This is a genomic window from Halomonas sp. SSL-5 (assembly GCF_030708455.1).
GTDB lineage: Bacteria > Pseudomonadota > Gammaproteobacteria > Pseudomonadales > Halomonadaceae > Halomonas.
In genome coordinates this window covers 112,600-122,590 of sequence record NZ_JAUYWF010000001.1, presented here as the reverse complement: position 1 = coordinate 122,590, position 9,991 = coordinate 112,600, and the positions used below count along the sequence as shown (strand labels likewise).

Sequence of the window (9,991 nt, the reverse complement as noted above, 5' to 3'; positions counted from 1 at the left end):
ATGCGTCATGTTACCGCAGCCAGCTCGGCCCTTTCTCTGCCCTACCTGCCCGGTATCAGCCGCTCACTTCCCCACGGGAAAAACTGGGTTAGCGATTCAAGAAATGGGGCGCTCCGGTCGCTGGCGACGGCCGCTCAAGAATCAGCCCGCCCCTGCCTTGCTGGTGCGAGCAGCCGAGTGCGTACCCATGGTGCGTACCAGCGCCAGCACACCAACACCAACACCAACACCAACACCAACACCAAACTGCCATCCTCAGTACCTCGCAGCCGCTCATCATGCGGGGTTCGCAATCGTGCAGCCATTCATACAAGTAAGCGATCTCCTACAGCCGCCGTGAACATTAGCGCATCCTTCGAGATTAATGTCGCGCCTGCAAATGAATCTTAGTAGGGTGTGGTATTTCCATAGACCAATAGCAGGGATGCGTATGCGCGAAGCCCGAACCTTCACGCTGGAAGAGGTGCAACAGAAGCTCCAACAGCTCAACATCCCCTTCTCTACATCAAGCTCTGCCGCCGCTGAAGCTCGCTATGCCTTCAAGAGCCTGCGGCAGATTGAGCCGGCCGGAATCTACTTTCTGGCGGCAGGCATCCCCAACCCGCCACAGATCGAGAACTCCATAATCCTGTACCCCGAGACCGATTTCGGTGGAGACGGGAATGTGACCATCCAGGTGGAGGATCCTCAGCTGGTGTTCTATCGGCTGATGGAGGTCATGGTAGGTGAGCGCGAGAAGCCCCAAGGCATCCACCCCACCGCAGTCGTCAGTGAGAACTGCGAGATCGACGCCAGCGCCTACATCGGCCCCTTCTGCGTCCTCGAGGATTGCATCGTCAAGGCCGGTGCCAGGCTCCACTCTCATGTCACCATCATGCGCGGCACCACGATCGAAGAGGACGTGACCATCGAGTCTCACTCCACGATCGGCGCGACCGGCGTGGCATGGATCTGGGACCCCGCCACCCGACGTCGTGTCGTGCAGCCCCAGACCGGCTTCACAACGGTCGGTCGTGGCTCCTTCCTGGGCAGTGACATCACCGTGGTACGCGGCTCGGTCAACGAGACCACCATCATCGGGGAAGGGTGTGTGATCGCCCACGGCAGCAAGATCGGCCATGGCTCGCAGATCGGCCCCGAGTGCCACTTCGCCAACAATATCTCGATCGCCGGCAACGTCAGCCTGGGCCAGCAGTGCTTTCTTGGCTCTGGGGCCGTGGTTCGACCGCAGACGCGGCTCGCCGAGCGAACCGTCGTCGGTGCCGGCGCAGTCGTGGTGAAGCATTGCGAGGAGCCGGGACTGTTGCTGATGGGCGCCCCGGCGAAGCCCGCGAAATCCGCGTCTGGCAGGATGTCAGGCGTTCCAAAGCCACTTGATAACTAAGGGTATCGGCATGACCGACTTTTCCATCGTTTCAGAGAAGGCAAACATCGCCGAAGGGGTCACCATCGGCAGGTTCTGCATCATTGAAGATGATGTCCAGATCGCCGCAGGCGCTGTGATCGAGGATTATGCGATGGTGCTCCAGGGCGCCAAGATCGGGCGCAACACCAAGATTGGCACCTACACCAAGGTTGGCAAGAACGTGGTGATCGGGGCCGACTGCTCTTTCACATCCTACTGCGAGATCCGCGACAACTGCCTGCTGGGTGATCATGTGATCATGGGTAGCCGCGGCACGCTGTCGGCGAACACGATCGTCGAGGACGATGTGGTGATGAAGTACGCCTTCGTGGTCACCGACACGCCTGACTTGACTAAGAACGACGAGAAGTCAGTCGGCCGGCTGAAGAAAGGCTCACGCTTCGGTGCCAGCGTTGTCATCATGCCCGCGGTCACCATCGGCGAGAACGCCGAAATTGGCGCCTGCTCTCAGGTGCGCAAGGATGTGCCTGATAATCAGGTTTGGTTCGGCATGCCTGCCAAATACTACCGCGACTCATAATGCTACACATCTGAACCTCCTCAAGCGTGCAGGCCATACATCGCCCGCACCGCAACAAACCTCAACATCAAACCGCCACCTTCTGCACCTCGCAGCCCACCAACCATACGGGTTTGGGTGGGCTGCTGCTAACGGCCATGAAACGCCGAAAAAATGCCGACAGCCAGGCATTCGGCGCCCCGTGGCCGGTGGGGTGGGCCTTTCCCAGTACCTTGGGTTTTCGGCACCCCTCGACTCGACAGGCTATCGAGTTCCGGTTATCAGGAAGGCGCCAGCCCAGCAGTGGCGGAGCTTGAGCGCCAGCAGCCAACCGGAAACGGAAGCGAAGCGAAACGGCCATAAATAGCCCGCGGCTGGGTCTCGGCGGCCCCTCGAGTACGGGGTAGGGGGTGGAGTACCTTTTGTGTCGGCAATCTCTTACAGCAGGCGGCCACACGTTGGGCCATGCTCAGGATGGTGCCTTATCTCGCGGCCTCGGTCGCCTAGTGGGTGCGCCCAAGGGACACACGCAGCCCGGCAACGGACGGCCAGCCCCAGAATTGCATGTCGTGTAAACCCGGCACGTGGCCAGGGAAATGGTGGGTCGTGTGCTATCGTGAAATCTAAATCCATCACGGTAGGGGCGTCATGGAAATCATAAAGTGGGCTTTCATCATAGGCGGGCCGGCTTACGTCTTCTGGTCATGCTACCGTGAGAGCAAACGCGAAGCTCGGCGTCTGGCAAAGCATGAGCAGGAATAGGGGTCGAAACCCATATTGTTCTTGGTGTTGTCCCGTTATTGCCCCGCGCAGTTCGGTTAATTGGATAACATCTCTCTCATCATTGCGTTAACTATCCATCTGCCAGCGGCTGAACTTCGGTGGGCGAGAGCTCAGAGCAGGCCGGCAAAACAGTCTTTGCAGCCTACGGTGCCTGAGCATTTCTTAGCACCCGAGCCGGTGACCGATGCCAGGTTTGGACAGGTTGCCGGCGCCTTTCCGATGTCAGCATTTGTCAACATGCCCGGCGCCCTGACGCCGCCCCGATGTTGGGTTTTGTTGGGGTGACGGTGCCGCGCTCGCGCGCGTTATGGGTCGAAAAATCATCAGACGCTCACACGGCGAAGGCGCCCAGCTTGGGGCGCCCTTGATAAATCTTGATTGTTTTTCAACCGCCGGTCCTTTTAGGGGGTGCGGAAATCATCAGACCGGCATCGCGCCAGCTCGCGCTCGATGGCCAGCCGCACGAACTCGGCGCGGTTGCGGTGGCCATGGTGCCGCCCTTGGCTCATCAGCTTGTCGATGGCCGCCACCACCTCGGCCTCGACGCTCACGATCAGCCGCACGGGCTCGGCCAGCCGCCTAGGGTTCTTGCTCATCGCTCGCCCTCCTCCCCGGTATCGTGGGACAGGTCGATAGCGGGCAGCTCTAGGTCAAGCTCCGGCAGGCTGTCCAGGTCGATGGCCGGCAGCTCCAGATCGATGCCGCCCTTTTCTAGTCGGGAAGAATCATCAGTGTCGCCCGCCAGCAGCCGGCGATAGGCGTCCTGGGCGGCCTTGGACGGGCGGCCCTTGGGGTGGCGTCGTCTCATGGTGTGGCACCTCTCAGCATGGCGTTAGCGGCCCGCCTGCCGGCATTGGCTTGGCGGTGCGGTTGGGGCTCGGCAGCCGCGCCAGCCGCCCACTCTTCGACGTAGCGATGGGCCAGGCGCATGGCCTCGGCATCGGACCGGGCGGCCAGGTGGTGTAGCAGGTAGCGGCGGTCATCCGCCACCAGCTCGCAGTGGCGCGCGATATGCGCCAGCCATGGCGCTACGGGCTCAACGCGGCCCGCCGCTGGCGCTGGGGTTTGGGTGGGCGGCGGTGACGGGTAGGCCGGCCAGACCGCCTTGGCGGCCTCTAGCGCCTTAGCATTTCTTAGCAAGCGATGGGCCTGCCGGCGGGCAGCTTCAACATCGGATGCCACCTCGAAGGTGTCATCTATCACGGCCACCAGCTCGGCCCGTACCTGCCGGCTCAGGGGCGCCAGCGTCTCGCGTAGCTGGCGCTCCAGGTCCGGCCTAAGGTCGCGGCCCGCATCCGCCAGGGCGGCCAGCAGCGTCTCGCCCTCATGCGTCGGCCCGGCCTCTCCCTGCCCTACCTGCTCTTTCTGGTGTCCCACGGGGCCAACGTGTCCCAAGGGCTCAACCGTGCGGGTTGGCGGCGGGACACCTTCGGGCCGGGTGGTGTCCTTTGGTGTCCCAGCGAAGGCGCGGTAAACGTCGTCCAGGCTCATGCCGCGCCCTCCTCGGCCTCAGCCGGGCGGATCGCGTAGACGCGGCGGCGGCTGCCGTTGATCGACAGCCGTATGGAACGCTTCTCGCCTTCTCGCTCCACCAGCCAGCCAGCGACCTCTAGGGCTTCGGTGCCGCGCTTCACGTCGAAGCCGCCCAGCGCCTCGGACAGTCCTTCGCCGTTGAACAGATAAGTCCGCCCCTGGCCATCGTCGCGCCACCAGCCGGCCCGGTCGCGCACCATAGGGGTATGGGCCGGGTCGCCCTCGATGCTGCTGAAACGGGCATCGCCGTGTCGCTCGATGAAGCCGGCCACGTTGGCCAATATCTGCTCATGCTCGGACCTCACGCCGCCCTGCCCGTCGGTCCATGCGTGGAACGCCTCGATAGCCGCGGCCATGGCCTCGCCCGCTTGCCAGTCTGTCAGCCCGTATTCGGTGGCCAGCTCGCCGGCCAGCCCGATCAGCGCCAGCACCTTGGCGGCCCGGCCTTGCAGCGGTCGGGTCGAAGCGAAGCCGTCTACCTGGGCGAAGCGGTCCACCTCCCCGGCCAGGTCGCGCTCCTCGGCCACCAGCCGCTCGATGAACGCCGGCCCAAGGTGGCCATGGTGGCGCGTCACCTCGCTTTTCAGGTGATCCGCAAAGGCGCGGCCATCAGCCAGGTGGTGCAGACGGTCGAAGGCGCCATGCGCCCGTTTGGCGGGTATATCCAGCAGCCGGACCGCCTGCCCGGCGTGGGGGCGCTTGCCTGCCTCGCTCATGTGGGCAGCCAGGGTGCGCTCGCCGCTGCTCAATACCGCGATGCGCCAGCGGTGCGGGCGGCGGGCGGTGCCGTTGCGGCTGGCGCGGGCCTTGCCGGTGCCATTGCCCAAGGCGTAGACGGTGGCGCCGATCTCTTTGCCATCGGCCTCGCCTATCTCGTCCAGTATCAGCGCCGTGTCGCTCAGGGCTGCCGCGATACCCTCCAGCCCGTTGCCGGTGGCGCGCCAGGTGCGCTTAAAGTCGGGACCGCCCCAGACGCTCGCCGCCACCTCCAGCAGCGTGGTCTTTCCGTTGCTGCTATCGCCCACCAGATGGATGCCGGCGGTTTGCCGATGCGTCAGGTGCAGCAGCGGGCCGGCCAGGGCGGTGGACACGGCCAGCACCATCAGCGGGTTGCCGCTGCATAGCCGGCCAATCGCCTCGCGCCAGCTCATCAGGCTGCCGGCGGTGGCGTACTCGTCTTGGCCGGCCACCTCGCTCTGGAAGGTGATCCGGCGCGCCAGCTCGCCCTGGGCGATGGTGCGCCGGGGCATGACGAACGCCAGCGCCTCCTCGACGCGATGCCAGCCCACGCGGGTCGCGGCCACCACCACCTCACCAGGCGCCTGCCTTGCCGCCCATTGGTTTAGCTCCTTGGCCGCATCGGGCTCGATGCGAACGCCCATGTCCAGCAGCTCGCCGCGCATCTCCTCGCCGCTGCCCTTCAGCAGCCGCAGGGGCATCGCCCATTGCCGCCACGGCCCATACAGCGGCTTGAAGCGCAGCAGCAGCCCGTGGTTATCGTGGCGCTCGTCATGGGTAGCGGCCAGGCACTCGATGGGGCTGCATACACGCTTGTCGAAGGGCTCGGGTTCGCCGTCGCCCCTAGGCTGGCGCTGCCCGTGGAAGTAGAGCCCCGGCGGCCCAAACTGGCTGGGGGCCAGATAGCAGGCGAAGGTGGGACGCCTGGGCTCCTTCACCTTGACCGGCCCGGCCTCGCTGGGGTCCACCTCGCGGGCGATGGGACACGTTGGGACAGGTGGTGTCCCAGTGGTGTCCCGGCGGGAAGCCGCGTCATTGCTGGGCTGGGACACGTTGGACACCTTGGACACTTCCAGCGGGATATGGGCGGGCTCAGTGGCCGGCGGCTGCCCGAACATATCGACGGTATCGGGATCGCGGTATTCACTCACCATGGCTACCTCCCAGCCGGCACAGGCGCACGTCGGCAAAGTCGGTACAGCCCCGGCAGCCCTCGCAGAATTGCGGCATCAGCAGCTCCCCGCCAATGGCCAGCGCCGCGTGGCGGGCCTCAACCGCGCCCTTGTTGGCCTTGCCCTTGGCCGGCAGGTGGCGGTCATCGTCGCCGCAGACGGTCATGGCCACGTCATCCGGCAGGCGTTGCCGCAGGCGCCGTGCAACCGGCGCCAGGTTGTCGGCATTGCGCGCCACCACGACAGGAACGCCCATGGCCTCATACAAGGCGGCGGCGGTACTCCATCCCTCGGCCACCAGCACGCGCTGGGCGCCAGCTAGGTCGCCTATCAGGCTCGCAGCACCTTTGACGCGGCCCCCGCTCAAGGTGCGCTTGCTGCCGTCGGGAAAAATGCGCTCCAGGTTGACCAGCTCGCCCTCGACGTACAGCGGCATTAGCAGCATGTCGCCGCGCTGGCGCAGGTGATGCGGCGGTAGTCGCTTGCGGGCCAGCCAGGAGTGGGCAGGATCGCCAGGGCCGGCCACAGCCCACCAGCGCCGGGCTTTGTCGGCTGCCTTGGCCTCTTGCTGCTGGCGCTCACGGTCACGGCGCTCACGCTCTCGCATGGCGTCCAGCCGTGCCTGGGCGGCGGCCTCGGGATCGCTGGCGCCGTGCAGCGTCACCACCTCGTTAACGTCCAGGTGGAAGATGCCGTAGCTGGCCGCCAGGGGCGATTGGATGCGATACCAGCCATTCCGCTTGTTCGGCTTGTCCGGCGTGGCGAATCGCTCGAACCGGCCTGACGCTATGGGCGCCAGCATCACGCCATGCCGGGCCAATGCCTCAGCCAGTGCGGCCTCGATGGTGGTATGCTTGGGGGGCGCTTTAGGCGGCGCAGCGGTATGGGTCCGGCTCCTAGCGGGGAGCCGGTCCTTTTGCGTTTTGGGTGTCATGCCTCGCCCTCCTCGCTTGCCTTGGGCTTGCCGGTTATCCAGCGCCAGGCGCCGGCCAGCAGGTGCGAAAGCTCAAACATCGTCGCCGCCCTCCTCTGCCTTATCCCGCTGAAAATCGGCGCGCTCGCCAAGCCCGACGGCCAGGATGTCCACAGCCTCAAGCAAACGCCGGTAACGCATTAGGGGTAAGCCGTGGTCGCGTGGCACACCTACCAGCGCCAGCAGCGCCGTATGAGAACAAGCCGGGAGGAGGTTGCCGACGCGCTCAGCACTGGCCAGGTTGTCGGCACTCTCAAGGCTCAGCCGCTCCGGCACGGTGATCGCGCCCACCAGTGCATCATTGATTCGCACGGGCCTTTCTTCGCCCGGCTGAGGTATGGCCGCATCGCCAAGGGACTCTATGCGCTCAGCAACGGCCCGCAGATGGTGGGCAAGGTCGCTGGCGCCAGCGCCGTAAAGCGTCAGGTCGAGGGTAATCATGCCGACGCCTCCCGCTGGGCTTGCTCCCAGCTTTCAACGTCGCTCAGCGACCAACGGGTAAGGTTGCCGGCCAGCTTCACCGGCTGGACGAAACGGCCTTCACGAGACCAACGCCAGATTGTGGCTTCATGGGCGCCGTAGCGATCGGCCAGTTGCTTGACGGACAGCCAGGCGCGCCAGGCATTGCTGGCGCCTTGCTGCTCCGGTGCGGGGGTGTCGTGGCCGCCAGTGGTAGCGGCGTGGGTAGCGGATGCCATGTGGTACTGCCTCGCGTTTTGGGTTCACGGGCAGCATGGCGTGGCAGGTTGGCCGGCAGTCCTATAAAGGGCAGGTGCCGTCCGTCATGGGTGCGACATAGGGGTATGTCGCATCAAAATGGGTCGCTGGCACGCTCCTCGCGGGCGGCCAGTATCTCTTGCACCGTCTTAGCTATCGGCTCGTCATCCAGCTTCAGTCCGCGGCCTTCCAGTACCGTTTGAAGCATGGCGGCGACCTTGTAGGGCTCGTCTGGTATCTCGCCGCCCAGCACCTCTAACGCCAGCCCCTCTATCAATTTCAGATAAGTTTGCCTGCGCTTGTGGTGAAGGGGCTTGTTTTGTGGTGCGGCTGGCGCCTGAGGCTTGGGCATGACGCGCAGCGCCTCGGGGATATCATCGTCGGCAACGCCTGACGCTTTCAGCCAGCGGTAGACCTCGGGGCGCTCGAAGGTCAGCTTTAAATCATCATCCGATGCCATCTGCCAGCCAATATCCTCCTTTTGACGCCACTGCCATGCGCAGCCCAAACATAGCTGTCCCGCGTTATTTACTTCCTCGCCGCCTTCGGGATCAGGGGCCAATTCATAAATTGACCAAGGCTCGATCTCACCTGCTTGGGCAGCCTCAACAATGACGCGCGACCATTCATTCAATTCGTGTAAGTGGTGTTCGCGGATATATCCAGCCTTCGCGGCGGTAATGTCATAGCCGCCCAGCAACGCCGCGACCTCCTCGCAGCTCATGCGGCTGGCGACATGCCAAGGTGAAAGTGCCATGCGCTACTCCTTTGCGCTCACTCCAGGGAAAGATGGCCGGCGGGCGCGGTGGAGTCGCCGCGTATTCGGGTGTACGGCCCTAGCCGGCCAAATCGGTTATTCGGTGGATGCCTCTTTACGGATCGCCGTTACCTTCTTGCTGGCGCTGGTGGGAGTGGCCAGGAAGGCGGCCCATTGCTTCATCACACGGGCGCGCTTGGCCAGCAGGTCGCCCCGGCGGTAGGCGGCTTCGGCCTGGTTGCCGATGGCGTGGGCCAGGATCATCTCGGCAACATCGTGTGGGGTAGACGTGCGCTCGCTCAGCCAGTCGCGAAGCGTGGACCTCATGCCGTGGACAGTCGCCCGCTCCTTCTCGCCCATGGCATCCAGTAGGTCGGTCATCGCCCGGTCGGACAGTTTGCGCCCGCCGTCGCGAGTGAATACCAGCCCTTGATCGGCCTGGGGCAGCGAACGCAGCAGCTCAACGGCAGCCGGCGACAGCGGTACGCGATGCTCGCGGCGGCCCTTCATGCGCTCCGGCGGTATCGTCCAGACCGCTCCAGCCAGGTCGATTTCCTCCCAACGGGCGCCCAGCACCTCTCCAGACCGGCTGCCCGTCAGGATCGTGAACGCCAACGCCTTGGCCGGCATATCGTCGCGCTCGCTCAGCCGCGCCCAGAACGCCGGCATCTCATCAATGGGCATCGCCCGATGGTGGGTCTTCTTCTTGATCTTGGCTGGCGCCGGCAGCGCCGCATCAAGGTTGCCTTTCCAAGCCGCCGGGTTGGGGCCGGCGCGGTGGCCGTGGGCGGTCGCCCAAGACAACACGGACTCGATACGCTGGCGCACGCGGGCGGCGGTGGTGGGCTTGCTCTGCCAGATGGGTTCGAGGGCTTGCTTGACGTGGACCAGCTCAATATCGGCCACGCTCATCGCGCCCAATGTGGGTAAGGCGTATGCCTCCAGGCTTTGGCGCCATTGGCTGGCGTGTTTCGGATTGCTGGCTTCGGCTTGCTTCACCTTAATAACGGCCTCGGCGGCCTCCTTGAAGGTCAGGCGCGCCAATTCAGCCGCCAAGCGGGCTTGCTTGGCGGCCTTTCGCTCTGCCAGGGGGTCGATGCCTTGGGCCAGCATCTCGCGGACCTTGCGGGCCTTCTCGCGGGCTAGCGCCAGCGACGTATCGGGGTAGCCGCCTAGGCCATGATCCCGACGCACCTTGTAGGGCTTGCCGCTTTTGGCTAGGCGAGTCTCGCCGGTGGTGTAGCGCAGTATCCACGACCGGGCGCCGCTCTTATCGACACGCAGCAACAAGCCGGCCACGTCGCCAACGGCATGATAGCCGGGGGTGGTGAGGCGCTTCACCTCAAGGGCAGACAGGGGATGGGCTTTCTTGGGCATGGCCGCTTACCAACAT

11 protein-coding genes are annotated in these 9,991 nt (G+C 64.7%); 2 read left to right on the top strand and 9 right to left on the bottom strand.

Annotated features, from left to right (window positions below; translation table 11 throughout):
• Window positions 1-430: 430 nt before the first annotated feature.
• Together RAN53_RS00585 and RAN53_RS00580 are read left to right on the top strand one after the other, a co-directional pair.
• On the top strand, window positions 431-1,384 hold the full coding sequence (locus RAN53_RS00585) for a hypothetical protein (RefSeq protein WP_305794874.1): 954 nt from the start codon (window positions 431-433) through the stop codon (window positions 1,382-1,384).
• 10 nt (window positions 1,385-1,394) lie between these two features.
• Window positions 1,395-1,946: a hypothetical protein gene (locus RAN53_RS00580; protein WP_305794873.1), complete on the top strand. Its 552-nt coding sequence runs from the start codon at window positions 1,395-1,397 to the stop codon at window positions 1,944-1,946.
• 1,163 nt (window positions 1,947-3,109) lie between these two features.
• Here the strand turns inward: RAN53_RS00580 and RAN53_RS00575 are convergent.
• The 9 genes from RAN53_RS00575 to RAN53_RS00535 form a co-directional block, all read right to left on the bottom strand.
• Window positions 3,110-3,304, bottom strand: coding sequence for a hypothetical protein (locus RAN53_RS00575; protein WP_305794872.1), 195 nt, complete (start codon window positions 3,302-3,304; stop codon window positions 3,110-3,112).
• Window positions 3,301-3,516, bottom strand: a complete 216-nt coding sequence (locus tag RAN53_RS00570; RefSeq protein ID WP_305794871.1) for a hypothetical protein — start codon at window positions 3,514-3,516, stop codon at window positions 3,301-3,303. The genes RAN53_RS00575 and RAN53_RS00570 overlap by 4 nt, the downstream gene beginning before the upstream one ends.
• The gene (locus RAN53_RS00565; protein ID WP_305794870.1) at window positions 3,513-4,085 is read right to left on the bottom strand and encodes a hypothetical protein; all 573 of its coding nucleotides are present in this window, start codon (window positions 4,083-4,085) and stop codon (window positions 3,513-3,515) included. The genes RAN53_RS00570 and RAN53_RS00565 overlap by 4 nt, the downstream gene beginning before the upstream one ends.
• 110 nt (window positions 4,086-4,195) lie before the next feature.
• Window positions 4,196-6,133 (bottom strand): DUF927 domain-containing protein, encoded by a 1,938-nt coding sequence (locus RAN53_RS00560; protein ID WP_305794869.1) that lies wholly within the window; start codon window positions 6,131-6,133, stop codon window positions 4,196-4,198.
• Window positions 6,123-7,085 carry a hypothetical protein gene (locus tag RAN53_RS00555; RefSeq protein WP_305794868.1) on the bottom strand — a complete coding sequence of 321 codons (963 nt, stop codon included), beginning with the start codon at window positions 7,083-7,085 and terminating at the stop codon, window positions 6,123-6,125. The genes RAN53_RS00560 and RAN53_RS00555 overlap by 11 nt, the downstream gene beginning before the upstream one ends.
• A gap of 72 nt (window positions 7,086-7,157) precedes the next feature.
• Window positions 7,158-7,565: a hypothetical protein gene (locus RAN53_RS00550; protein ID WP_305794867.1), complete on the bottom strand. Its 408-nt coding sequence runs from the start codon at window positions 7,563-7,565 to the stop codon at window positions 7,158-7,160.
• Window positions 7,562-7,822: a helix-turn-helix transcriptional regulator gene (locus RAN53_RS00545; protein ID WP_305794866.1), complete on the bottom strand. Its 261-nt coding sequence runs from the start codon at window positions 7,820-7,822 to the stop codon at window positions 7,562-7,564. Before RAN53_RS00545 ends, RAN53_RS00550 begins: the two co-directional genes overlap by 4 nt.
• 113 nt (window positions 7,823-7,935) lie before the next feature.
• Window positions 7,936-8,598: a hypothetical protein gene (locus tag RAN53_RS00540; protein WP_305794865.1), complete on the bottom strand. Its 663-nt coding sequence runs from the start codon at window positions 8,596-8,598 to the stop codon at window positions 7,936-7,938.
• A gap of 96 nt (window positions 8,599-8,694) precedes the next feature.
• A complete protein-coding gene (locus RAN53_RS00535) occupies window positions 8,695-9,975 on the bottom strand; it encodes a tyrosine-type recombinase/integrase (protein ID WP_305794864.1) in 1,281 nt (426 codons plus the stop codon).
• Between the last annotated feature and the right edge of the window lie 16 nt (window positions 9,976-9,991).

What these genes read in the sequence shown, in the direction of transcription:
- RAN53_RS00575 (WP_305794872.1), bottom strand. Translation starts at nt 3,304, where the DNA reads ATGAGCAAGAACCCTAGGCGGCTGGCCGAGCCCGTGCGGCTGATCGTG.
- RAN53_RS00550 (WP_305794867.1), bottom strand. Translation starts at nt 7,565, where the DNA reads ATGATTACCCTCGACCTGACGCTTTACGGCGCTGGCGCCAGCGACCTT.
- RAN53_RS00580 (WP_305794873.1), top strand. Translation starts at nt 1,395, where the DNA reads ATGACCGACTTTTCCATCGTTTCAGAGAAGGCAAACATCGCCGAAGGG.
- RAN53_RS00545 (WP_305794866.1), bottom strand. Translation starts at nt 7,822, where the DNA reads ATGGCATCCGCTACCCACGCCGCTACCACTGGCGGCCACGACACCCCC.
- RAN53_RS00535 (WP_305794864.1), bottom strand. Translation starts at nt 9,975, where the DNA reads ATGCCCAAGAAAGCCCATCCCCTGTCTGCCCTTGAGGTGAAGCGCCTC.
- RAN53_RS00560 (WP_305794869.1), bottom strand. Translation starts at nt 6,133, where the DNA reads ATGGTGAGTGAATACCGCGATCCCGATACCGTCGATATGTTCGGGCAG.
- RAN53_RS00570 (WP_305794871.1), bottom strand. Translation starts at nt 3,516, where the DNA reads ATGAGACGACGCCACCCCAAGGGCCGCCCGTCCAAGGCCGCCCAGGAC.
- RAN53_RS00540 (WP_305794865.1), bottom strand. Translation starts at nt 8,598, where the DNA reads ATGGCACTTTCACCTTGGCATGTCGCCAGCCGCATGAGCTGCGAGGAG.
- RAN53_RS00585 (WP_305794874.1), top strand. Translation starts at nt 431, where the DNA reads ATGCGCGAAGCCCGAACCTTCACGCTGGAAGAGGTGCAACAGAAGCTC.
- RAN53_RS00555 (WP_305794868.1), bottom strand. Translation starts at nt 7,085, where the DNA reads ATGACACCCAAAACGCAAAAGGACCGGCTCCCCGCTAGGAGCCGGACC.